Source organism: Mucilaginibacter sp. KACC 22773 (genome assembly GCF_028736215.1).
Classification (GTDB): Bacteria; Bacteroidota; Bacteroidia; order Sphingobacteriales; family Sphingobacteriaceae; genus Mucilaginibacter.
In genome coordinates this window covers 6619423-6644235 of sequence record NZ_CP117883.1, presented here as the reverse complement: position 1 = coordinate 6644235, position 24813 = coordinate 6619423, and the positions used below count along the sequence as shown (strand labels likewise).

18 protein-coding genes are annotated in these 24813 nt (G+C 39.3%); 13 read left to right on the top strand and 5 right to left on the bottom strand.

Going from position 1 to position 24813, the window contains the following annotated elements:
* The first annotated feature begins 74 nt into the window (after positions 1 to 74).
* Positions 75 to 2054, top strand: a complete 1980-nt coding sequence (locus PQ469_RS27485; RefSeq protein WP_274210536.1) for an alpha-ketoacid dehydrogenase subunit alpha/beta — start codon at positions 75 to 77, stop codon at positions 2052 to 2054.
* 143 nt (positions 2055 to 2197) lie between these two features.
* Here the strand turns inward: PQ469_RS27485 and gldD are convergent, their stop codons facing one another.
* From gldD to PQ469_RS27470, 3 genes are all read right to left on the bottom strand, one after another.
* Complete coding sequence (gldD, locus tag PQ469_RS27480) at positions 2198 to 2776, bottom strand: gliding motility lipoprotein GldD (protein WP_274210535.1); 579 nt, start codon at positions 2774 to 2776, stop codon at positions 2198 to 2200.
* Entirely contained in the window at positions 2773 to 3573 is an 801-nt protein-coding gene (locus tag PQ469_RS27475; protein ID WP_274210534.1) for a shikimate dehydrogenase family protein, read from the bottom strand. Before PQ469_RS27475 ends, gldD begins: the two co-directional genes overlap by 4 nt.
* Before the next feature lie 232 nt (positions 3574 to 3805).
* Positions 3806 to 4567, bottom strand: coding sequence for a phosphosulfolactate synthase (locus tag PQ469_RS27470; protein WP_090641609.1), 762 nt, complete (start codon positions 4565 to 4567; stop codon positions 3806 to 3808).
* A gap of 426 nt (positions 4568 to 4993) precedes the next feature.
* On the opposite strand from PQ469_RS27470, the gene PQ469_RS27465 reads away from it, so the two are divergent.
* The 12 genes from PQ469_RS27465 (at position 4994) to PQ469_RS27410 (ending at position 21836) form a co-directional block, all read left to right on the top strand.
* A complete protein-coding gene (locus PQ469_RS27465; RefSeq protein WP_274210533.1) occupies positions 4994 to 6658 on the top strand; it encodes a capsule assembly Wzi family protein in 1665 nt (554 codons plus the stop codon).
* Positions 6659 to 6956: 298 nt separating this feature from the next.
* Positions 6957 to 9290, top strand: coding sequence for an SLBB domain-containing protein (locus PQ469_RS27460; RefSeq protein WP_274210532.1), 2334 nt, complete (start codon positions 6957 to 6959; stop codon positions 9288 to 9290).
* A 22-nt stretch (positions 9291 to 9312) separates the two neighbouring features.
* Complete coding sequence (locus tag PQ469_RS27455; RefSeq protein ID WP_274210531.1) at positions 9313 to 10380, top strand: lipopolysaccharide biosynthesis protein; 1068 nt, start codon at positions 9313 to 9315, stop codon at positions 10378 to 10380.
* 13 nt (positions 10381 to 10393) lie between these two features.
* Positions 10394 to 11449 (top strand): glycosyltransferase family 4 protein, encoded by a 1056-nt coding sequence (locus tag PQ469_RS27450; RefSeq protein WP_274210530.1) that lies wholly within the window; start codon positions 10394 to 10396, stop codon positions 11447 to 11449.
* 69 nt (positions 11450 to 11518) lie between these two features.
* Entirely contained in the window at positions 11519 to 13102 is a 1584-nt protein-coding gene (gene murJ, locus PQ469_RS27445) for a murein biosynthesis integral membrane protein MurJ (protein WP_274210529.1), read from the top strand.
* Positions 13077 to 14369, top strand: a complete 1293-nt coding sequence (locus PQ469_RS27440; RefSeq protein ID WP_274210528.1) for a glycosyltransferase family 4 protein — start codon at positions 13077 to 13079, stop codon at positions 14367 to 14369. Before murJ ends, PQ469_RS27440 begins: the two co-directional genes overlap by 26 nt.
* A complete protein-coding gene (locus PQ469_RS27435) occupies positions 14366 to 15886 on the top strand; it encodes a hypothetical protein (protein ID WP_274210527.1) in 1521 nt (506 codons plus the stop codon). The genes PQ469_RS27440 and PQ469_RS27435 overlap by 4 nt, the downstream gene beginning before the upstream one ends.
* The gene (locus PQ469_RS27430; RefSeq protein WP_274210526.1) at positions 15879 to 16928 is read left to right on the top strand and encodes a glycosyltransferase family 2 protein; all 1050 of its coding nucleotides are present in this window, start codon (positions 15879 to 15881) and stop codon (positions 16926 to 16928) included. The genes PQ469_RS27435 and PQ469_RS27430 overlap by 8 nt, the downstream gene beginning before the upstream one ends.
* Before the next feature lie 76 nt (positions 16929 to 17004).
* A complete protein-coding gene (locus PQ469_RS27425) occupies positions 17005 to 18171 on the top strand; it encodes an O-antigen polymerase (RefSeq protein ID WP_274210525.1) in 1167 nt (388 codons plus the stop codon).
* 92 nt (positions 18172 to 18263) lie between these two features.
* On the top strand, positions 18264 to 19232 hold the full coding sequence (locus PQ469_RS27420; RefSeq protein ID WP_274210524.1) for a glycosyltransferase family 4 protein: 969 nt from the start codon (positions 18264 to 18266) through the stop codon (positions 19230 to 19232).
* Positions 19229 to 20329 carry a glycosyltransferase family 4 protein gene (locus PQ469_RS27415; RefSeq protein WP_274210523.1) on the top strand — a complete coding sequence of 367 codons (1101 nt, stop codon included), beginning with the start codon at positions 19229 to 19231 and terminating at the stop codon, positions 20327 to 20329. The genes PQ469_RS27420 and PQ469_RS27415 overlap by 4 nt, the downstream gene beginning before the upstream one ends.
* Positions 20330 to 20486: 157 nt before the next feature.
* Positions 20487 to 21836, top strand: a complete 1350-nt coding sequence (locus tag PQ469_RS27410) for an exopolysaccharide biosynthesis polyprenyl glycosylphosphotransferase (RefSeq protein WP_274210522.1) — start codon at positions 20487 to 20489, stop codon at positions 21834 to 21836.
* 225 nt (positions 21837 to 22061) lie between these two features.
* On the opposite strand, the gene PQ469_RS27405 is transcribed toward PQ469_RS27410, so the two are convergent.
* A complete protein-coding gene (locus PQ469_RS27405) occupies positions 22062 to 23411 on the bottom strand; it encodes an ATP-binding protein (RefSeq protein ID WP_274210521.1) in 1350 nt (449 codons plus the stop codon).
* A 42-nt stretch (positions 23412 to 23453) separates the two neighbouring features.
* Entirely contained in the window at positions 23454 to 24800 is a 1347-nt protein-coding gene (locus PQ469_RS27400) for an eCIS core domain-containing protein (RefSeq protein ID WP_274210520.1), read from the bottom strand.
* Positions 24801 to 24813: the final 13 nt, after the last annotated feature.

The window sequence follows — 24813 nt, the reverse complement described above, 5'->3', positions numbered from 1 at the left end:
AGTTTAACCCGAAAAAATTATTTTTTGACCTTGTTGAAGGCCTTGCCATTTAAAAACTTCAGTAGTTTTACCTTATGATTTTTGATCGTAAATACCTTGATAACGACACGTTGCTGTCTTTTTACAGAAAACTGTTGCTGCCACGCATGGTCGAGGAGAAAATGCTCATCCTGTTAAGGCAGGGCCGCATTGGCAAATGGTTTTCGGGCATAGGGCAGGAAGCCATTGCCGTTGGCAGTACCCTGGCCATGGCCGACGATGAGTATATTTTGCCTATGCACCGCAACCTGGGTGTTTTTACAACGCGTAATATCCCGCTTTCGCGGTTAATGGCGCAATGGCAGGGCAAGCCATCGGGTTTTACCAAGGGGCGCGATAGGTCTTTTCATTTCGGCACACAGGAATATAAGATCATTGGGATGATATCGCACCTGGGGCCACAGTTGGCCTTAGCCGACGGCATAGCACTGGCTGATGTATTATCTAACCGGCATAAAACCACCCTGGTTTATACCGGCGAAGGAGCTACCAGCGAAGGGGATTTTCATGAGGCTTTAAATATTGCGGCGGTTTGGAATTTGCCTGTTATTTTCCTTATCGAGAACAATGGTTACGGCTTATCAACCCCTACAAACGAGCAATATCATTGCACCCAGCTGGTTGATAAAGCTATAGGCTACGGCATGGAGGGCCGCCGTATTGATGGCAACAATATTTTAGAGGTGTACCATACCATAACGGATATAAAAAACAGCATTGGAGCAAACCCCAGACCGGTTTTGCTGGAATGCATGACCTTCAGGATGCGCGGCCACGAAGAAGCTTCGGGTACTAAATATGTACCGCAAAACTTATTTGAGTGGTGGGGTGCTAAAGACCCGCTGGCTAATTTCGAGAAATATTTATTGAATGAACGCGTGCTGCTGCCTGAATGGATTCCTATTATCAGGAAAGAGTTTACCACGCTTATTGAATCGGAATTTGAAAAGGTTTACAGCGAGGCTGATATTGTGCCGGATATTGAAACCGAAGTGGCCGATATGTACCGGCCTTATCAATTCCCGGCAAGCCAACCACCGGCAAGCCCGGCAACCAATAAGCGGTATATAGATGCTATAAGCGACGGCATGCGCCAGGGGATGCGCAAGTATCCAAACCTGGTAGTTATGGGGCAGGATATTGCCGAATATGGCGGCGCATTTAAAATAACCCAGGGCTTTGTAGAAGAATTTGGTAAAGGCCGCGTACGCAACACCCCCATCTGCGAATCGGGCATTGTTGGCGCGGGTATGGGCTTAGCGCTCAACGGCTACAAAGCTATTGTTGAAATGCAGTTTGCCGATTTTGTTACCTGCGGATTTAACCAGATTATTAATAACCTGGCCAAAACCCATTACCGCTGGGCGCAGGCCGTTGATATGGTTGTACGTATGCCAACCGGCGCAGGCACCGGTGCCGGGCCTTTCCACTCGCAAAGCAACGAGGCCTGGTTTACAAAAACGCCAGGGTTGAAGGTAGTTTACCCCGCTTTTCCGGCCGATGCCAAGGGCCTGTTGCTGGCAGCAATTGACGACCCTAACCCAGTCATTTACTTTGAGCATAAATATCTGTACCGCAGCATAAGCGGCGAGGTGCCGGATAATGATGTGCTGATAGAAATTGGTAAAGCCAATATTGTGCAACAAGGCGAAAAAGCTACCATCATCACCTTTGGTTTGGGCGTACACTGGGCGCTGGAGTACGCGGCCAAACATCCTGAATTATCCTTAGAGGTCATCGACCTGCGCAGCCTGCTGCCATGGGATAAGAACGCCGTTGAACAAAGCGTAAAGAAAACCGGCCGGGCCCTGGTGCTGCATGAGGATACCCTCACCAGCGGCTTCGGCGCCGAAATAGCAGCCCACATTGCCGAACATTGCTTTAAATGTCTGGATGCCCCGGTAATGCGCTGCGGAAGCCTGGATACGGCCATCCCCATGAATAAAGCACTGGAAGACCAGTTTTTGGCCAAAGCAAGACTTGCCAAGATAATGGAGAAATTGCTGGGGTATTGATTACTTTGTTATTGGAAAACCAAATGGGCCACAATTAACAGCTGAAGTTTATTGGCTAAGCTAAACTTACGAAGTTTTAAAAACTTCGTAAGTTTCACCCCGAAAAAAGTTAATTCTTGATTCTTGCCTCTTGATTCTCTCCCCTACTTCCACTTTAAGCTTTTGATCAAAACCTCCACGTCTTTTTTAATGAAGCTTAAGGCTGGTTGTATCGAATCAAGACGTGGTTCGTTGTTAAAGTAAAGCGCTCCCCGCAGGTAATTTTTTGTACTATCTGTAAGGAAAAACTGGGCCGACGATGCCGCGTTGCCATCAATAGTATAGTAAATGCCATATACCTTGCGCTCCGGATAAGCAATAATGCCCTCATCAATTGATGTTGCCTTTATGGTGTGCTTGAAAGCGAAGGTGCGGGCATCTTCGGTTAACTGATTAAATTCTTTTTTGGTGGTTACCGGCTGATAACTCAAATGCAGCGTTGCATGAAAATCGGGAAATTGCATGTTTACCCAACATGGCTTTGCATTGCTGCTCTTATCTGGCTCAATAACAGCGTATTTAGGGTAAGTAAAGCTATAGGGGCAACCGCCATTATATTCCTGGTATTCTTTTTTGGGGAAAACAATGCGGGAGTAACCACGGGGTTTGGGCGAGTAATCATGATTGCCGCCGCAGGCAACTAAAACAAATAAGGCTAAAACCAGTAATGTTAAATACCTCATACACGCAGGTCTTTAGTATTCCATATCTCCCATGATTTTTCGGCCTGCAATACCAGCATTTCGTAACCATTTTTGGTGGTTGCGCCACGTTCGCGGCCTTGTTTTAAAAACAGGGTTTCTTCGGGGTTGTAAATCAAATCGTACAGTAAGTGCTCATCGGTAATAGCCTCGTAGGGTATTGGCGGGCATTCGTGAATATTGGGCGATGTACCTACAGGTGTGGTATTGATAATGATTTTATGCTGTTTTATATGGTGCGGCGTCAGCTCGCTGAACAGTAAATGATCGGGATGTGGTTTGCGGGTAACGGTTTTGTATGTGATGCCCATATTTTCCAATACACACCTTACCGCTTTTGCCGCGCCGCCATCGCCCAAAACCAGGGCCTCATCGTTGGTGTCGTTGATGAGCGGCTTTATCGACATTTCGAAGCCATATAAATCGGTATTATAACCTTCCAGCCGGAAATCGTGCCCGGTTATGCCAACCTCGCCTGTAAATGCTGCCTGCAGGGGGCTCTCGGCGCTTATACAAATGCAGTTTACCGCGCCTGCTGTGCGGGCATCATGCTCAATCCAATCCAAATAGGGTATAATGGAAACTTTATGGGGAATGGTAACATTTAAGCCCACAAGATTAGGATGTTCATCCAGCAAGTCCTGCAAATCTTTAATATGTTCCAGCGGATACACATCGTAAACAGCATCTTCAATGCCTTCGGTTTTAAATTTCTCGGTAAAATATTTCTTCGAAAAAGAATGCGAAAGCGGAAAGCCTATCAGCCCGTAGTGTTTCATGTATAAGTTTATTTAGTATCGCCTAAAATAAAAGCCTAAAGATATACACAGAAATGACAACTGCCATATCCAAAATAACAATAGGGCAATATAAGGAAACGCGGAGTTTTAGTCACAATTACCATCGTTGAAATGGCAGCCTGGGAGCACACAGACCGCGAAAAAAATCAAGAGAACAGAATAAAGACAGCTGCAACTCAATGAGTTTTTATCTTAATTTTATCCTCTTTAATCATAAACTCAAAAAATGATCGAAAGTATCGCTTCGGATGCCCAGGCGTAACGTTTCCAGGGGGATAATATCGGCAGGGGCTATGTTGCCCAGGCTTACGTTGGCACCAATCAGCTTAATAAACCAAACCTGCTGAGCTTTTTGCGGAGCTTCCCAAATAATGGTGCCTTCGGGTATCTGGGTAAGTATCTCATCAACCAGGCCCTGCCTTACTTCGCCCGAATCGCGGTAGATACCTACGTTACCGCTTTCGCGGGCTTCGGCGATAACCTTCCATGAACCGGCTTCAATTTCGGCATTCATGAGCTTAATCCATTTATAAGGAGCAAAAATCTTTTGCACATCCTTTGAGCCTACTTCGGATATTACTGTAACCTGTTTGGCCAGCTTGCTGATGTATTCGCATTTAATATCGTGCTCGATGGTAATTGATCCGTCTGATACCTCGCAGTGCTCAAGCTGGTATTTATCCAGCAGGCGGCAGTAATCATCAAACTGGTTACGTACAATAAAGGCCTCAAACAAGGTGCCACCAAAGTATACCGGGATACCGGCTTGTTTATATAGTTTTATCTTTTCATCCAGGTTGGGGGTAACATATGATGTTGCCCAACCCAGTTTTACAATATCGGTATGTGTGCCGCCAACCTCAATAAAATCTTCAACCTGCCTTAAACTTAAACCCTTGTCCATTACCATGGTAATGCCTTTATCTCGGGGTTTAGCTGTACGTTCGGGTAAATTATTGATGGTATAATTCATATTAACATGTTGGTTATAGCCTATAACTAAAAGTACTAACGGCGACAAAGGTCGTAAAAAAAACTCATAGGAAAAATGAAGGAAATGTTAAATTAAAAATAGATAGGCAGAAATTAAGTTTTTGCACTGCCCGTTTTCGGCGGCGTTGAATAAGGCCCCCAAACCCGGTTGCCGGCGATTAGCTTATATTTTTGCTCAAACGTTCGGTGAAATATTTCCACAATATTCGTTTATTGTAAAATATTTATTAAAAATGCATAAAAAACATATAATCTGTGTTAAATTATTAAATATTGTCACTAAAAGGTGTACTTTTAGTAATTGAATCGACGTTAAAATAAATAAATATTATTCGTGGGCTTATGGTGGCTTGTTATTTATAGCGCACGAGTAATAACTTAATATAAATTACCTAAATCTTATGTTATGCAAAAGTTTTTCCCATTAATTTTCTCTATATTGTTAATCCCCGTTAGTGCTTTATCACAAAGTATTGCCACGGGAGCCTATGCCGAAGATATTGCAAGGAGAAACCAGGTTTCCGGGCAAAGCGGTTATTCGGCCTCGTTTACCATCCGGCCATTAGAAAATCAATTTGAAAACATAGCCGATACATTGCTAAGAAACTTGATAGCAAGCAGAATGTACTCTAAATTTAATGTTATGGGTATGCCATCTGGTATACGGTTGCTTCCAATAAACTGGCTAAATGAATATAATGTAAATCGTCCGTACGGTTATAACAACGGTTCGATGTATCCAAATAAAGGTTATCAAAGCATGCTTAGCGGGGGCTTTTTGTTAAATGCAGGCATTTTAACAGTGCAGGTAAAGCCCGAACTGGTTTACGCGCAAAACAAAGCGTTTTCAACCTTTGCCGATGTACAGGCAATCAATAATTCGCCGGCGCTTATGAATGCTTATTTTGGTACAATAAATGGCATTGATGCGCCCGAAAGATTTGGAAATAATTCAATAAAGCACCTTTACCCCGGACAATCAAAAATAACGTTAAATTACAAAAGCGTCGAAGCCGGGGTTTCAACAGAAAACATATGGTGGGGCCCCGGCATAAAAAACTCCATCATGATGAGCAACTCGGCCCCCGGTTTTTTACACTGGACATTTAATTCGGTAAAACCGGTTAGAACAATAATTGGCTCGTTTGAATGGCAAATAATAGGTGGAAACTTAAAACAATCGGGCTTTGCGCCAGATGATGTAACCAAACTGGTTTATGGCGGCAATCGGTATAATCCCAAGCCTAAAGTTACCCGGTACCTTTCTGCGTATACTATTAATTGGCAACCTAAATGGCTAAAGGGGTTATATTTGGGAGTTACCAGTTATGATTACCTTGATAAAGATTCCGTTTATAACAAAAAGAGTTTAGGACGACAGATATTTCCGGTAATTACAGGGTCGTCGGCAAAAGCAAATGATATTACAAACGCGACAAGAGGAGACGGACAGGATTTTGCATACGCATTTAATATAAGGCAACTTTTGCCCCTATACCAAGCCGAAATTTATTTTGAATGGGCCCGGAACGACAGAAGCGCCGGACTTAATGATTTTATTCAGGAGCCAAGTCATTCCGCAGCCTACACGCTCGGTGGCAGAAAACTATTTGGTTTAAAAAAAGGCAGCTATTTACAAATAAAAGCCGAAATGACATCGTTACAAAGGTCGCCAACTTATTTATTAAGAGATGAGCCTACCTGGTATGAACACCTTCAAAGCCCACGGGATGGATATACAAACAATGGCAGGTATATTGGCGCCGGCATAGGGCCCGGCAGCAGCAGTTTTATGCTGGATGTTAGCTATCTAAAAAACCTAAATTCCTTTGGGGTTACACTTGAAAGGCAATTGCATAATAATGATTTGTATTATAGCGCTTACGCCGGTACAGGTACTTTTAATTTGCATTGGGTAGATATTTCAAGCACCTTTTACAGCAATGTAAAACTGAAAAAATATCTGCTTTCGGCAGAAATTACGCCTGTTTATACCCTTAACTACGAATACAAAAATGGCAAAAGCTTCAATTTACACGCGCGGCTTAATGTTATCTATTACTTTAACTAATTGATACAATCGCGGTTACTTATCGTTTTTAAAAATGAACTTGACTTTTAATTAAAAAATATCATTGTTCTTAATAATCCCAATTTAAATTACTTTTGCAAAAAAATAATATCGCCTATCCCAATATCGTTTTAAATGCCATTAATGGTTACTTATGAATAAATTTCACTTTCGCATATTTTTGATTGCTTTCACTATTCTTTGTTGTTCAATTAAATTCGTTTCTGCTCAAGCCAATCTCCAAAATATATCTTCAATAAACATTGATGATGTTTCTGATCAGCAGTTAATACAACTGTTGCAGCAAGCACAAAATGCAGGGTTAAGTGATGCTGATTTAATACAGCAGGCGCAAAGCAGGGGCATGTCGGCCAGTCAGTCCCAAAAATTACAGTCGAGAATAAAAAACATTCGCAGCAAATCAGGCGTGTCGTCAACAAATGCAGCTGACAGTACCAACACACAAGGCCGTCAACTTAATTACAAGCCAGATAGCAATGATTCGTTATCAACACAAAAGGACATATTTGAAAGTCTTAAGCCTAAAATTTTTGGTGCAGATATTTTTAAAAACAAGAACAGCTCATTTGAGCCCAACCTTAAACTTGCTACTCCTTTAAATTATATTGTTGGGCCTAATGACCAGCTTAATATCAATGTTTACGGCAACTCATTAGTAAATTGGAAACTTGAAGTATCTCCGGAGGGCAATATCAATATACCTGGCGTGGGCATTTTAAATGTTGGTGGTAAAACCATTGAGCAGGCTTCAGTAGCCATAAAGAGCAGGCTTGCAGCTAACAATTACGCTGTTGGGCGCGGCACAAGCGTTCAGGTAACATTAGGAAATATCCGAAGTATAAAGGTGATTATTATTGGGCAGGTTTCTAAGCCGGGTACCTATACTTTACCGTCGCTTGCTACGGTTTTCAACGCGCTTTATATGGCGGGCGGCCCAACAGATAACGGAAGTTTAAGGCAGATAGAAATAATCAGAAATAACCGGATCATCAGGCATCTTGATGTTTATGATTTTTTGGTCAAAGGCGATCAAAAAAATAACATAGGATTACAGGATCAGGATATTGTGCGGGTGCCTACATACCGTGCAAGGGTTGAGCTTGCCGGGCAGGTAAAAATTCCGGCACTGTTTGAGGTTTTACCAGGCGAAAGTCTTGACGATATTATAAACTACGCCGGCGGCTTTACCGATAGCGCCTATACTGCCCGCATAAAAGTATCGCAAATAAGCGACCAGCAAAGAAAGATTACGGATGTTTTAGAGGCCGATTATAAAAATTATGTACCCTTAAGGGGCGATAAATACACTATTGAATCAATTATTAACAGATTTGAAAACAGGGTGGTTATTAACGGAGCGGTTTTTAAGCCTGGCGATTACGAGTTACAAAACGGGTTAACTTTATATCAGTTGATTGAGAAAGCAGCCGGTTTAAAAGAAGATGCTTTTACAGAAAGGGGAACCATTACGCGCCTGAAGCCCGATAATAGTACCGAAATGATAGGTTTTAGTGTAAAAGATGTGATGAATAAAACGGTAAATATTCCGTTACAACGCGAAGACATTATTAACATATCATCAATTTTTGATTTACGTGATAAATACGTAGTTACTATTAATGGTAGCGTAAGGAAGCCTGGGAAATTTGCCTTTTCGGAAAATATGAAAGTAGAGGACCTGATTTTAAAAGCCGGTGGCTTTGCCGAGGGGGCCAGCACAAAACGGATTGAAGTGGCCAGGAGGGTATCTAATGCCGATCCATCATCTAAAAGCAGTTCTGTAGCCCAGGTTTTTAGCGTGAATATTGATGGCCCATTAAAACCCAATGAAGCCAATTTTGTGTTAACACCATTTGATATAGTATCAATATATAGTTTGCCAGGGTACGAAAAACAAAAGACAGTTAAAGTTGAAGGTGAAGTATTGTATCCGGGATCATATACCATTAAAACTAAAAACGAAAAAATATCAGATTTGATAGCACGAGCGGGGGGGCTTACCGCATCGGCCGATGTTGAAGGCGGATCATTAAAAAGAGAAAACATTGCCATATTGGGCATTGATAAGAATAAAGCAGATACCGCGGCTTTTACCCTGGAAAGGATGGCGCAGGCCAACAGGCTTAAAAGAGCCTACAAAGATTCTACAACCAATGCCGATACGCAACAGCGCAACAACTATGTAGGGATTGACCTTGGGGCGGTTTTAAAAACACCAGGGTCGAAAAGTGATTTATTACTGGAAGATGGCGACATTATAAGGGTACCTAAGCAACAGCAAATTGTTCGTGTTAATGGCCAGGTACTTTATCCAAGCGCGGTAGTATATGATAGCTCAAAATCATTTAATGATTTTGTATCTAACGCCGGAGGCTACGGTCCTGATGCATTAAGAAGAGGGGCATATGTTGTGTATCCGAACGGCACGGTAAAAGGCACCAGGAAATTTTTGTTTTTTAATAATCATCCATCTGTTAAACCGGGGAGCGAAATTTATGTGCCGAAAAAATCAGAGAGCAAAGGGAATACAGCTCAGAATATTTTAGGGTTTACTACGGGGCTGGCTTCGTTAGGAGCCATAATTTTGGGAATTTTAAGTTTAAATAAGTAGTAAAGCAGTATCAACCTCATTCATGACGCATACAAGTAACAGCAGCCCTGACGAAATATCGGTAACAGAGTTTGTAAATAAATTTCGTTTAGTTAGTAATTATTTAAAAAGTAAACTACTTATCATACTAATAGGTGGGGCTTTAGGAGGCATATTAGGAATAGCTTACGCAATAATTAAAAAGCCTGTTTATACTGCATCATCTACTTTTGTATTAGATGATGGAAGTAAGGCTGGTGGATTAAGCCAATACGCAAGTCTTGCATCTATAGCAGGTATTGACATAGGTGGTGGCGGTGGCGGCGGCATATTTCAAAACGATAACATTCTTGAGTTATATAAGTCGCGCCTGATGGTAGAAAAAACGCTACTAAGCCAAAGTGAATTTGCCGGTAAAAAACAATTGCTGATTGATAGATACATCAGTTTTAATCATTTACGGCAAATTTGGAAAAATGATGAGGGTATTGATAACATAACATTTTCCGGCGATCCGGGTAAGTTTACGATTAAACAAGATAGTATCATCTCTAAAATTGTTGAGGCGCTTAATAAACAGTCACTTTCGGTTAGTAAACCCGATAAAAAGTTAAGTATAATAAGGGTTGATGTAACAAACAAAGACGAACTTTTTGCGAAAGAGTTTAACGTTAAGCTTGTTGAAAAAGTTAATGAGTTTTATACCCAAACCAAAACAAAAAAAAGTGAGCAAAATATTCGCATACTACAGTTTCAGGCCGATAGTGTGAGGAAGGCATTAAATGGCTCAATTGGTGGCGTGGCCTCGGCAATTGATGCGTCTCCTAACGCAAACCCGGCGTTGCAGGTATTGCGCGTACCTTCGCAAAAAAAGCAAATTGATGTACAGGCAAGTACAGCTATATATACAGAAATAGTTAAAAATCTTGAGCTTTCAAGGATGGCTTTAAGACAGGAAACGCCTTTGATACAAATGATCGACAGCCCTGTATTGCCGCTTGAGAAAACCAAATTCAATAAGGTAGTTGGTTTCTTGGCTGGTTTTTCGCTGGCGTTGGTAGCTGTAGTAATATTGCTTTTGGTTTTTAGGGCGTATAAAAAAAAAGATTAGAATTAACGGCTCCATGAAAATCAATGTTATTTTACCTCACGTTATACGCAAACCGGGTGGAGGTACAAAAATTATGTATGAGTTTGCTAATCAGCTTAATATTTTAGGGCATGATGTTGCCATATACAATTGTATGGAAACATCGTTTTTTAAGCTAAAGAAATCCCGTAATCTATTGCGGAAGGTCTACTTTTCTTTCTTCAAACATCCGGCATGGTTTAAATTGAATAGTAATATAATATCGGCCATTATAGATAAAGTAAGTAACAAGGATATAAGGGACGCTGATGCGATATTTTTTACTGGTTGGTCATTGGCGCATGACCTTCAAATATTAAATGTTGCAAAAGGGCAAAAGTTTAACCTGATACAGGACCTCGAATTTTGGACCGGTAACAAGCAAGACATTCTCGATTCATATCTATTCAAAAATATAGTAAAGCTTACTTATTCAAATCACATCAAAAAATATATAGAAGAATTTGGTGAAAAAATCCATAAAATATCCATAAGCGTTGACAGGAGCCTTTTTAAAATAATATCGCCCATTGATTCGCGGGATAAGGATAGTATTTGTATGATGTACTCAACAGAGGAACGAAAAGGATCTAAGTACGGCCTGGATGCGCTGCTTCAATTAAAGCTGCAAAATCAAAAGTTAAAGGTTCATTTGTTTGGTACATCGGCCGGGCCTGCAGCTTTACCTGCAGATTTTCACTATCATCAAACGCCTTCCAATTTAGCACACATCATGAATAGTTGCGCTATATTTTTAACTCCCAGCCTGTGGGAGGGATATGGTATACCGGGTATCGAGGCTATGCATTGCGGTTGCGCGGTTGTTTGCTCTGATGCAGAGGGCCATCTCATGTATGCAAAGGATAACGAAACCGCAATAATTTTTAAATCCGGCAATACAAATGAAATTATTAGTGCATTATTAAAATTATTAAGAAACGATACCGAAAGATTGAGAATTGCAAAAAATGGAAATCGATTTATTTTAGATCAAAAATCGTGGCAAGGCTGTACAACCGAATTGGTGGAAGTTTTTGAGCTTAATAAATAGTCTGCTTTATCAATTCAATTTTACTTACGTATTCAACCGCTAACTTAAACTGCTTTAATTAAAAACATATTGAAATTTACGTCCAGATTAAATCAGTATTTTAAAAAATCAAGTATCTCTATTACTATTGGGCTTGGTGCGCTTAAAGTTGTTAAAGCGGTGTTAACGTTGGTTATCATTATTTTATCGGCAAAATATTTTGGTGCTTCATCCGATAGGGATGCCTGGCTGGTTGGTGTGTCAATTATAACGGTATTTATACAACTTTTTTTTGGCCCGGTTAATGAAACATTTATCACCAAATATATTCATATCCGCGAAGAGGAATCAGAGCAAAAGGTTAATGACGCAACCAACTCGCTAATTTCTACAATAATTATCATATCGTTAATTATCAGTATTTTAGTTTATTGCTTCTCGCCAAATCTGGCAGATTTATTTGCTCCCGGTTTTACGCCGGCACAAAAGAATGTGCTGGTTTCTATGATTAATATTTTAATTCCCTCATTGGTCATGCTTGAGGTTGTTAATATCTGGAGTTCAATTTTAAATGCCTATAAATCATATTTTATCCCCGATTTGTTTTCTTTTATCTCCCTTACGCTGAACATCATTTTAATAATAGTGCTATCGCCGTCTATAGGTATTTATTCATTGATTGTATCGGCTTATGTAAGTTCCATATTGCTACTTGCAATATTATACAAGGAGCTTAGGTTTAAATTCAACTACAAATTTAGGCTTGTAATGCCGAGTTTGCAGCTGGTAAAACCGTTTTTTATTTTTGCGCTGCCGTTGTACGTCAATTATTTGTTTTCTCAGGCCGATACCATTATTGAGCGGAACTTAACAACAACCAAGGGAACTGGAAGCACCTCGATGCTTGATTACGCAAGAAAATTTACAGAACTACCAACAGGCCTTATGATTGCTGTGGTAACCACGGTGCTAACCCCACTGCTATCATTATATGCTGTAAAAAATACGCGCGAAGAACTGATGCAGGAAACTCAGAAATACTTTCGGTTTACAGCCTTGATAATACTTCCAATAGCAATTATGCTCATAATTGTACCACGCGAAATTGTTGAAATTATATTGGTAAGAGGAAAATTTGTTGAACTGTACGTTGAACCTACAAGTTTATTATTGCGATGGTATGGATTGGGGTTATTTGCTGTGATATTTTATGTGGTTTACACACAACTACTGATAGCGCAAAAAAGGGTTTACTTTTTTTCAAAAGTTGTAATTTTAACTTATTTGGTAAAAATATGTTTTAACCTGTTTTTTAATAAATATTTTGAGTTAAATACTTTTCCAATTTCTTCAATGCTATCTAACCTTGTTATGGGGCTTATATTGATGTATTTTGGTTTAAAAGAGTTTCGGAAAAAGATGCTCACTGATGCTTTTTTAGTATTGTTTATATTTTTAGCCCTATCGGTTGGCGGTTACTTTTTACGCGATTATCTTAAACCGTATTTAAAAGATAATTTAATAATGGTTTCGGTCATTTTAGCATTCATTTTTTTTACAGAACTGGGGCTTATTTTGGTGTTGAATATGGAGGAAGCCATGGTAATTAAAAGATTTTTCAATTCATCGTATAAACGGATTTCGTTAAATGGGAAAAAAGATAAAAATTATTGAATGTGCAGACCAGTTAGGCTTGGGTGGAACAGAATATGCACTTCAATTATATTGTAAATATTTAGACAAAGAAAGGTTTGACGTTACCGCTGTAGGTCTTTATAAAGGTGGCGAAAGAGAAAAACTAATTAGTGATCTGGGTATAAACGTAGTGGTGTTAAATGGTGATTTTGAAAAATTTGAAACGCTTATACGGCAAACTGATGTTTTTCATTGGCACGGTTATGGCCAGGTTGACAACAAACTTTTTGCTTTTTTAAATAAAAACAAACCCCGGTTAATTATACAGACCAACGTTTTTGGCCATTTTGAAAAATCCCGCTATTATGATTTAATTGATTTTGATCTGTATATATCAAAAATGATTTTGGTAAGACGTATGAAGCTTGACAAAGCTTTTGCAGATCAATATGCCTATAAACGAAAGGTATTGCCTTATCCTGTTGATATCGACTTTTTGAAAGGCAAAGATATTGAACCGGGGGTGCAAGAAGTAATTAAGTTTAAACAAATACACAACATTGCTGATTGTTTTGTGGTTGGAAGAGTAGGTCGTGCCGATGATCATAAGTTTGATGTAATAACCCTTATCGCATTTAAAGAATATCTTAAATATAACAGAGAGGCTAAATTTTTACTTGTGGGCGCCACAAAAAACATGAAGGCGGTTATAAAAAAATTAAAAATAACCGATAGCGTGGTAATCTTAAACAATACATCAGATATGAGGCAGCTTTTAACCTATTATAAAGCTATGGATGTGTTTTTGGCCGCAAGTAACATAGGTGAAAGTTTTGGAATGGTTATGGCCGAGGCCATGAGCATGGGGGTACCGGTAGTAACTATAAGTACCCCGGCTAAAGATAACGCCCAGGTTGAGGTTGTTGATAACGGAGTTACAGGATTTGTATCTTATCGTTTAAAAGAAACAATAGCCCGGGCCATTAACGAAATAAGCTCAAATCCATTATTGGCCAAAGAAATGGGAAAAAACTCCATTGATAAAATTTCTTGTTCGTACAATGCCCAGGCAATTGTATATAGCCTTGAGCAACTGGTATTTGACAAATTAGGTGTTGAATTTGAAAAAAGACCGAGTTTAATTGTTGACTGGGGCGACAATCTTAAGGTTGATTACAAAAACAGATGTAATGAGCTATTTGGCGAAATTGACAAGTTAGGTAAAGTAAAAGTTTGGTATTATCAAACCCTGGCGTTTAAAGTTTATAATAAACTTTCGGGCATTATCAGAAAGAAACTTTCATGAAAATATTATTTATTAGTGGTGCCGGTCAGCCAGATTATCTATGTGATTCTTTATACCATGGCTTAAAAGAAAAGTATGGTAAAGATGTAGAATCTGTTAATGACATGTGGTATATGTACAACACCTTGTTGCCAGATGAGCAGCAACATTTATATGGAAAAGGCTTTTCTTTATATGGCCTTTTGAATACTCAGGTTAAAAATGTACCATCAATAACCGAAATTGCCAGTAGAATTGAAAATAATTATTATAGATACATAATCTATGGTGCTGTACAACAGTGTAAATTGTTTTTAAAAGAGGTGTTTGATAACTATCCTTCAAATAAAATTATATTTATTGATGGCGAAGACAGAACATCTGTGCTTCCTCAATTGGTAAGTAAGGGGCTTTATTTTAAAAGAGAATTAGTAAGCACTCAAAAGAACGTATACCCAATCAGTTTTGCAATTCCGGTCGAAAAAATTGTCGATAGCGTTCCTCATAAAAGCCGGGATTGGGCGATAAACTACCCCGGAGAACTTAATACGTATATTTACAAAACAGAAGAATCATATTACGCCGACTATCGAACATCCAAGTTTGCAGCTACGTTTAAGAAGGAAGGCTGGGATTGTCTTAGGCATTATGAAATATTAGCAAATGGCTGCCTGCCGTACTTTAAAGATTTAAAGGATTGTCCTGCTAACACATTGACCAATTTCCCAAAGGATGTATTGCTGGATATAAAAACAAAGATTGAAAGTAAAATTTCTTTTTCTGATGAGGCATATAACCAGCAAGTCAATTTGTTATTAGATCATACACGGAGAAACTTAACAACCGAAGCTTTGGCAGACTATGTTATCAAGGTAGCCTCAGATAACCAGCTGGAAGAAAATAATAAACCGGTCAAAATACCTCTGGATGATGCGGTACAGAAGGCTGATTTTATTGACCAGGTAATAAATAAAGTAAAATCGCCGGTACCGGTAATCATTCACCATGGGTTGTCATCGGTTCAGGAATTAAGGTTTTTGAAAAAAAGCAGCTTTACCTTATATGCCAATTCAATGTTCAAATCGGCATTAAATGATAATTGGCCCAATGGAGTTGCCGTAAAGTGTTATACTGACAATGATATGCCTGCAGCGGCCGACGTGATTATTTTAGATACCGTATTGCCCTACCAGGAGAATATTTTAGAGTATATGCAAAATGTTATAAAATTGATGCGGCAGGATACCAAACTAATTATTGTAGTGCCCAATTACAGGAGCTTAGGAACTGTTTTAGGGTTCATGAAAAACGATTTAAAGTTTGGGCGCTTAACGCTTGCAAAAAGTTCGCAGGTTAATTTCTATTCTAAAACTTCGCTAATTAAGTTTCTAAACTCCTTTAATCTGCAATATAAAAAAGTTTTTGGCTATAGCTTTGACGAAACGCATCCAATAAAAAGAATGTTAAACAAGATGGCTTTTTTACAGTATTTCACCTGTAAAAAAATACTGATTGAAGCAGAGTTAAAACATGAATAGAGCTTTCATTGTAGTAGTAAATTATACCAAATATAAGGACACCATCGAGTGTCTTGAAAGCGTGTTGAAATCGTCTTACCAGGACTTTCAGGTTATTCTTATAGATAATTCTCCTGATGATATTTCTGAAAATAACATCCATAACTGGCTTAACGGCCAAAGCAAAGATGATATAGAGACTTTATTTCCAGAATTAGTTTATCCGTTAGTTAAAAAGCCTATCCCTTATAGCTATATCAAAGAAGAGCAGCTTAACGATATGCCTTATTTAAAAAACGAGCGTTTATTATTTGTCAGGGCTGCTAATAAGGGTTTTGCCGCTGCTAATAATTTAGCTTTTAACTACATATTAAGGCAGGCTGATGAATCTTCTTTTATATGGGTGTTAAACAACGACACTGTTATTGCAAAAGATTGCCTCGAAAACCTGATTGGATTTTATAAAAATGGGGAAGGCGACACCATATTAGGTAGTAAGCTTAACTTTTATTATAAAAAAGAAGTATTACAGGCGGTGGCAGGCAGATACAACAAGTGGTTAGGCAGCACCTATCATGTTGGCGAAGGCGAAATTGATAACGGACAATATGATAATTTTACAATGAACCCGGATAATTATATAGTTGGTGCATCAATGTTTTTGCCATTTTCGTTTTTGAAAAAAGTAGGTTTGATGAATGACGACTATTTTTTGTACTATGAGGAGTTGGATTGGATTTTGGCAAGCAAACAAAAGGGGTTTAAGCCGGCATTACAGGCCAACGCGATTGTATATCATAAAGAAGGCACTTCAATTGAAGGAGCTTCTTTCGGCGGCAAAAATAAAGATAAATCTTTTGCTGATTATTATTCGATAGTTAATAGGCTCAAGTTTACAAAAAAATGGTATCCCAGCTGTTTATATACAGTTACCCCCGGAGTTATTTATGCGTTATTAAAAAGGCTTTGTAAAGGTAGATTTGCATTTGTAAATAAAACGGCCAAAGCAGTTATTAAAGTTTTGGCCACTGATTATCATAATAACAACATGAATAATGGGTAATTTCATTCTCTTTATTTCATTAACAATTTTAGCAATCGGACCGCTAATAATTTGGCCAAGCAGATACAACATCCCCATGTGGTTAAATGTTGGTTTTGTGTTCGTAGCTTATTTTGTTCCGTTGTTAATGTTAAGCGATAATGAAAATTACAACGGCGAAGTTTTTGACCTGTTTTATAAAATAACAGTTTTAGGGGCTTTTTGCTATTTGGTTGGCATACTGCTTGGTAACTTTTTGCCTCTTATAACAATGCCCTTAAGCTTTGTGATCAGAAGCGATGAGTTTTACGAAAAAAGATTTATAAAGCTTACACAGATATTTTTGATAGTTGGCATAGTGGGGATGTTATTAAGCTACCTGGTGATGGGCTTTGTGCCCGCCTTTGCAAGTGATCCACTCAACGCCAAGTTTTTTAGAGGACCATATCAGGCTCCTTACATGAGAGTTGCGGTTTTATACCGGGTTGCTAATCTTATTTTAATTAATGCTATCGCTTTTGGGTTTATATTGTTTTATCTAAAAAGAAGCCTGTTTAATTTTTCATTAATTATATTGGCGTCATGCGTATTATTATCGACATTAAACCGGGGCACAACGGCATTTGCCTTATTAACAGTTATTGGTTTAGTATGTGCCAGTAAGGGTAAAATATATTCATGGCTGTTTGTTATTATAAATTCCCTAACCATTATTGTTGGCAGTATCTCTTATTATATTATAGGGCTCATTTTTGGTATAGATCAATTTACGGATCTGTACGCTGAAGATTCCATATGGACGCTTATCGCCTCCGGAGCTCCGGATATATCAGATCAGTTGCAGTTTTTAAAAATGTATTTGCTCAATCCCGAACTCACCTATGGTAAAACTTTTTTGGGAGGATTGGTGCCAGGACATTATAAATGGAATCCATCGGTTTGGGCACTAAGTGTTATAAGCCCTGATACCGATCTAAATGACATTACATCGGGGGGCTTACGGCTACCGGTATCAATATGGGGATATACGTCGTTTTCCTGGCCCGGTGTAATTATGGTAAGTTTGATATCCGGGTTAATAATTGGATATTTTACCAAATATCTTAAACACTGGATGAAAAATCGAAACATGGCTAAAAATATTGTAGCTATTACTTTTTATAGTTTAATTGGAATGCAATTTTCTGGCTTTTACGTTTTCTCTTACATGTTTTTTCCGCCACTTATTGTACTCTTTTTTTACATTTTTATCCTGAAGAAGTAAGAATGAATATCGTAGTAAACGCCCGTTTTCTTACCCAAAAACTTACCGGGGTACAACGTTTTGCCATCGAAATTGCCCGGCATTTAAAAGCGTTGACGCCCTCGGTTAAATTTGTTGCCCCGTCAAATATTATTCACCATCAGTTAGCGGCAGAACTTGAAGTAGCCATAATAGGTAAGCGTAGTGGTGTTGCCTGGGAGCAAATTGACCTGCCCCGGTATTTAAAAAAAAATGAGACGCCATTTTTGATCAACTTGTGTAACGTAGCTCCGCTTTTTTATAACAATCAGGCCATAACGTTGCATGATGTTGCTTTTTTAGTCAATCCCGATTGGTTTAGCAAAAACTTCGTACGCTTCTATAAATTTCTAATCCCGCGAATTGCTAAAAAGGCCCAAATTGTTTTCACCGTTAGTGATTTCTCTAAGTCGGAAATTGTGAAGTACATTGGGATTGATCCTCGAAAAATAAAAGTAATATATAATGGAGTATCAGATCTGGCGGCTCCAAAATACGCCGGGGCAGGTTACGGGAGGTATATTTTAACGGTTGGATCGATAGATAAAAGAAAAAATATCCTGAACCTTATAGAAGCTTTTAAATTAACAACTAACAAAGATCTCAAACTTGTTATTGTTGGCGATGTTAATTCAATTTTTAATAACCAGGGTAACGAAATGCTCAGAACCAATGGAAACGTCATATTTACGGGGCGTGTTGATGACGCTCAGTTAGCGGGTTTATATATGCAAGCGCAAATGTTTGTTTATCCAAGCCTATATGAAGGCTTTGGGCTTCCTCCTATCGAGGCTATGCAATATGGCTGCCCTACCCTTGTTTCTGATATTCCCAGCTTGCGGGAAGTTTGCGGTGATGCCAGTTTATACTTAGATCCTCTTGATACAAACGATATATCGAAAAGGATAGACTTATTACTTAACGACGGGGATTTGCGTAATAGTCTCATTAAAAAAGGTAAGCAAAACAGTAACAGATTTAGTTGGAAAGTGTCGGCTAAGCAAATTGCCAAAACAGTAGAAACTTTAATTATTAAAATTTGAAAGTAGCATTAGTACATGAATGGCTTACCGTTATTGGCGGCTCAGAAAATGTTTTTAAAGAAATAGCCTCACTTTATCCGAATGCCGATATTTTTACATTGGTTGCGCGGGATGAAACTATTAAGGCGTTGAATCTTAGCAATCATAAGATAACAACATCATTTATTCAGAAGCTGCCTTTCGCGAAAACAAAATACAGGTCATACCTACCACTGTTCCCCCTTGCGGTTGAACAATTTGATTTGTCGGGTTATGACCTGGTCATTTCATCTTCTCATGCCGTGGCCAAGGGGGCGTTAACAAATTCAAACCAGTTGCATATTTGTTATTGCCACTCTCCGATAAGATATGCCTGGGACTTGCACCATCAGTATTTAAAAGAATCCGGATTGAATAAAGGTGTAAAGGGATTTGTCGCAAAATACCTGCTTCATCGGATCCGGGCCTGGGATATTATTAGCACCAACCGTGTTGATCATTTTATAGCCAATTCAAACTATATCGCTAAGCGTATCAAGAAGATTTACGGCCGCGAAAGCACAGTTATTCATCCTAACGTTGCAACAGAAGATTTTTTGCCTGTTTATAAGAAGAGTGATTATTACGTCACTTGCTCGAGGTTTGTGCCCTATAAAAAAATTGACCTTATTGTTCAGGCTTTTGCCCAAATGCCGGATAAAAAACTCTTTGTTATTGGGGATGGGCCTGATTTTAAAAAAGTGAGCAAATTAGCAAAGTCAAATACTATATTATTGGGACATCAGCCATTTCATGAGTTAAAAAGGTACCTGGCAGAAGCAAAGGCTTTTGTTTTTGCAGCCGAAGAGGATTTCGGCATTTTACCGGTAGAAGCACAGGCTTGCGGCACGCCAGTTATCGCCTATAAAAAAGGCGGGGCTTTAGAAAGCGTCATCGAAAACAAAACAGGAATATTTTTCGACGAGCAATCGGTAGAATCAATCAAACAAGCGGTTGAATGGTTTGATGTTAATAAATCATTTTTTAATTATAATGAAATTGTTACACACGCCGCCGGGTTTTCAACGGAAAGGTTTAAAAAGCAGATTCTGGACTATATCGTTGGCAAGAAGGCGTAGTGTGTTGCGTTTTTTTTCAAAATAATAAATAATTAATGTTGTGTTGTAGCGTTTATGGGTCAGCAGCCGTATTTGTAGTAGTTGTTATCATTTTTGCATAATTAGTGCATTATAAGTGAAAAAGTATTACATTTGTGCATCCTTATCCTTAACCCTTATGAATATACGTTACTCAAAACTCCTACCCATAATCACATTTATCAGTGATTTAATAATATTAAATATTAGCATTCAATTCGCTCATTTATTGGTATTTAACTACTTTTCCAATGAGATAACTTCGTCTGTTTTTTTACTTTTGGTTAATATGGCCTGGATTTCTATCGCCTCATTAACTAAAAATTACGTGATCCAACGACCGTTGGTACTTAGTAATAGCATTAACAGAATTTTGTCATCCCTTATTTACCATTCTGTAGCTGTACTTGGCGTGGTATACTTTTTCAAGTTTTATCAAGTAAGCCGTTGGGAAATGTTTTTTACTTACCTGATGTTTTTTATTTTAATAGTTGTTGAACGATCATTGATTTTTGCGGGATTAGATTATATCCGCAAAAAGGGATTTAATATTAAGCACATCCTTATAATCGGAAATGAAGATATCGCACACAGGGTAAAAAACTCTTTTGAGAAGCAGCCGGAATATGGCTATAATTTCGTCGGCAATATATCAGAAGAATCGCTTGGTAAAATGACCAGGCAAATGTTATTCGATAAAATTATAGAAACAGAGGTAAAAGAGGTGTTTATATGTTACAGGGCGCTTGACCAGAGTTTGCTTAAAAGCATTGTTGATTTTGGCGACCAGAATGCTATTAAAATTAAGTTTGTTTCTGATTTAGTACTTGAAAACAGTAGTGCAACTATTATCAATTACAAAAGTTTTCCGGTAATTCAGTTGTCCAATTCTGTTGAACTTAGCCTTAAAATAGTTATTTTTAAACGGTGTTTTGACATTCTGTTTTCATTGTTTGTGATGATACCGGGATTCCCGGTATTTATATTGTTAATGATAATAACGAAGTTGACGTCAAAAGGACCGGTGTTTTACGCTCAGGAAAGAATTGGAAGGAATAATAAGCCATTTAAAATTTACAAGTTTCGGAGCATGTATGTTAACTCTGAATTATTAGGGCCTCAATTATCAAGTGATCACGATCCGCGGATTACTAAATGGGGGCGTGTAATAAGAAAGTCCCGATTAGACGAACTGCCTCAGTTTTGGAATGTACTAAAAGGTGATATGTCCATTGTAGGGCCAAGGCCCGAACGCCAGTTTTTTATAGAGCAGCTCATAGAAAGATCTCCTAATTATAAAAAGTTGTTACGCTTGAAACCGGGTTTGACTTCAATGGGGCAGGTGAATTATGGTTATGCTGAAAATGTTGACCAAATGTGCAACCGTATTCGTTATGATTTACTTTATCTTAATAACATAAATTTAAACAGTGAAATTGGCGTAATCTTAAAAACGATTAGAGTGATGGCGCAGTTAAAAGGTAAATAACAGCTTTTTGTTTAGCTTGTTATTTATTCGGATTGAACACGAAATTGGAACCGCCCGGTTTGGGACGTTCAAACGGAGCGATTGCGAGAATCACAGACTAGGCGCCTGTCCTGGCATCTTGCAAGGCCAAAACTCCGGGATTCCAAGGCTTGATGGCAGCCAATGATAAAATGATTACCGCCAAAAAACTTAAAAATCGTTTCATTGGTAAAACTTACCATTAAATCAATTATCTATCGACTTTTCTTCTTTCAAAAACTCTTTTCTAATGCCGTCTATCAAATCTGTATGGAATAATATACCATCCTCCCGCTCATAACTCTGCAGCGTGGCGTAATGAACCGCACTGAGTATAGATGCCCCGGTTAGTTCAAATTGCTCGGCCAGTTCTTTAAGGTTTATTGATGCATCTAATTTTAACCCGGCAGGTAAAGTTTTGTTCCAAAGGTTTTGCCTTTCGGTGGCATTTGGCATAGGAAAATGCACCACGCTATGAAACCTGCGCAGAAACGCGTCATCCAAATTGTTTTTAAAATTTGATGCCAGGATCATTAATCCCGGAAAATCCTCTACGCGCTGCAAAAGATAGCTTACTTCCTGGTTGGCATATTTATCGTGGGCGCTCTGCACATTGGTACGCTTGCCAAATAGTGCGTCGGCCTCATCAAAAAACAATATCCAGTCTTTCGTCTCGGCCTTTCTGAATACGTTTTCCAGGTTTTTTTCTGTTTCGCCTATGTATTTGCTTACAATTTGCGAAAGGTCTATCCGGTAAACGTCTTTATCATATTCTTTTCCCAAAAGTGCGGCGGTCAGGGTTTTTCCGGTACCCGGCGGCCCATAAAAAAGCACCCTGTAACCTGGTTTTATTTTAACTTTAAGATTTGCATCGCTATTGAACTTGTCGTGATGCAATAACCAAATCCGAATATCATTTATCTGGTTCATGGTGCGTGGGTGAAGCACAACATCATCCCACTGGATTCCGGTTTCAATTTTCTTAGCCGGAAAATCGGGACCGAACCTGGGTGGGCTTTCCTTCCCCAATAAAATCTTGTCAACCCATTCGGGGTTTAATATGATGCGGCCGCTCATCATCGGCTCGCCTTCCTTAACATTTTCCAGCCATATTATACCCTGGCGATGAAAAAAATGGTCCTGGCTAAATAGTTGCTGAAGCCGCACCCGTTGAGTAACATTGGTGCCGGCCAGGATGAACTGCAGGGTTTCGCCGGTTGGCAACATGCTGCGGTGATTAGTGGCTTTTACCCCGCCAATTTCCGGAAAATCGCCACCGTTGGGGAGGTGCTCCAAAATAACAGACTCGAAAAAGTTGGGCTGCACATGCGGAATCAGTGTGATCATTACAGTTACCCAGGCTTCATGGTCATTAATATCGGGGATAATTGCTAAAGGATCATTGCTTAACTGGTAACCATGCTGATCATACCATTTTACTACATCAAATGGGATGTTGTTAAAATGTGCTTGTACCCGTTCTGATACCAGGTCGCGACATAGTTTTATGGCTGTTTCAAGGCCCGGCGGCGTAATCTTTTTTAGCTGATGGATCATCAAAATAAAGGTATCGATTTTAAGAGAATTAACATAAATTGATTAATGATGCGGCGGTGGCGCGGCTCGTTTCGGCGCGGTGGGCGCCGGCCTGTCGGTGCATTCCTCTGTGCCTATTTTCTCTAAAAACGGGTCCAGCTTTTTACTGAGCAAATTGGCTGCAGTTTCGCGGTCTTTTTCAATTTTATCGTGAATAGGTTGCACAAATTTTTTCAGCTCAGCCTCCGTATAGCAGCCTGTAAAAGCAAATGGTGTACTTACGGTACCGTTGTAAGTATTAAAGGCGTTAACGTGTTCCTGTTCGTGATTGGTTAGCTTGGTATCAATAAAGGTTTGGATCTTTTCTGTTTCACAAGGGGTATGCCCTGGCGGAACCGTGGGGAGTTTCACTTTAGGGTCAGCATGAAACTCCGAAACCAGCGTGCCTTTCAATGTTACACAAGGAGCTTTACCGCAAGGTTTGCAGCCTTTGGCTCGTTCGGCTGTAATATCGGTGGTGGCAAAAGTACCATGATCATAATTTGCTGTGGTAAGCCCCTCAACCTTAACATCGCCGCCATGAGCAACCTGGTTTGATGTAGAAGTGCCTTTTCCTGTAACATTACCTATGCCGCCTTCCAGCTCTGTTTCCGGTAATGTGGTTGAAGGTATGGTAGCTTTCCTGTTTATGCCATCCGATTGTTGCATAACATGTGTAAGTTCATGCGCTAATAGTTTTTTGCCTTCGTGCGTTTCGGTATTAAACTGGTTAGCAGCAAAAACTATATGATTATCCACAGTATAAGCTTTAGCGTTTATGGCAGCTGCCGACTGCTCTGCCTCCGTACCTGTGTGTATCTTGACGTCGCTGAAATCGGCACCCATTGTCGTTTGAAAAAAGTGTTTTGATGACGCCGGCAGTTCGTTGCCCTTACCGCCTAAGTTTGAAATATAAGACGATGCCGATGCGGTAGCCGGTGAGCTTGCAGCATCAACTTTACGATGCGCATCCTTTTCATCATCCTTGCGGTGCGCCATCTTTTCGTCTTCTTTTTTATCTTCTTTTCGATGCACACTCTTATCTTCTTTTTTATCCTCCATCCGGTGCACAGTGTTATCTTCCTCTTTCTTATCCGTAGTCCGGTGTATTTCTTTGTCCTCCTTTTTGTCCTCCATCCGGTGCACACGCTTCTCTTCTTCCTTTTTATCGGCCACGCGATGAACTTCTTTTTTCTCTTCTTGTTCGCAATGATCGCATTTGCGCTGCACATGCTGATTTTGGAAAAAAGCCTGTTTTTGAGGGTCGCCAAAGAAGGATTGCTCCTGGCTGGCATCTTTCTTGAAAAACTTGCTGTCGTGCGCCGCAGGTGCCTGGCGACGCCGGCGACGGTATATTACTTTGTTTGCCATGGCGGTTTATTTA

Bases quoted from the DNA above. Each gene is read 5' to 3' on its own strand.
- PQ469_RS27485 (WP_274210536.1), top strand. From the start codon at position 75: ATGATTTTTGATCGTAAATACCTTGATAACGACACGTTGCTGTCTTTT.
- gldD (WP_274210535.1), bottom strand. From the start codon at position 2,776: ATGAGGTATTTAACATTACTGGTTTTAGCCTTATTTGTTTTAGTTGCC.
- PQ469_RS27475 (WP_274210534.1), bottom strand. From the start codon at position 3,573: ATGAAACACTACGGGCTGATAGGCTTTCCGCTTTCGCATTCTTTTTCG.
- PQ469_RS27470 (WP_090641609.1), bottom strand. From the start codon at position 4,567: ATGAATTATACCATCAATAATTTACCCGAACGTACAGCTAAACCCCGA.
- PQ469_RS27465 (WP_274210533.1), top strand. From the start codon at position 4,994: ATGCAAAAGTTTTTCCCATTAATTTTCTCTATATTGTTAATCCCCGTT.
- PQ469_RS27455 (WP_274210531.1), top strand. From the start codon at position 9,313: ATGACGCATACAAGTAACAGCAGCCCTGACGAAATATCGGTAACAGAG.
- PQ469_RS27450 (WP_274210530.1), top strand. From the start codon at position 10,394: ATGAAAATCAATGTTATTTTACCTCACGTTATACGCAAACCGGGTGGA.
- PQ469_RS27440 (WP_274210528.1), top strand. From the start codon at position 13,077: ATGGGAAAAAAGATAAAAATTATTGAATGTGCAGACCAGTTAGGCTTG.
- PQ469_RS27435 (WP_274210527.1), top strand. From the start codon at position 14,366: ATGAAAATATTATTTATTAGTGGTGCCGGTCAGCCAGATTATCTATGT.
- PQ469_RS27430 (WP_274210526.1), top strand. From the start codon at position 15,879: ATGAATAGAGCTTTCATTGTAGTAGTAAATTATACCAAATATAAGGAC.
- PQ469_RS27425 (WP_274210525.1), top strand. From the start codon at position 17,005: ATGTGGTTAAATGTTGGTTTTGTGTTCGTAGCTTATTTTGTTCCGTTG.
- PQ469_RS27410 (WP_274210522.1), top strand. From the start codon at position 20,487: ATGAATATACGTTACTCAAAACTCCTACCCATAATCACATTTATCAGT.
- PQ469_RS27405 (WP_274210521.1), bottom strand. From the start codon at position 23,411: ATGATCCATCAGCTAAAAAAGATTACGCCGCCGGGCCTTGAAACAGCC.
- PQ469_RS27400 (WP_274210520.1), bottom strand. From the start codon at position 24,800: ATGGCAAACAAAGTAATATACCGTCGCCGGCGTCGCCAGGCACCTGCG.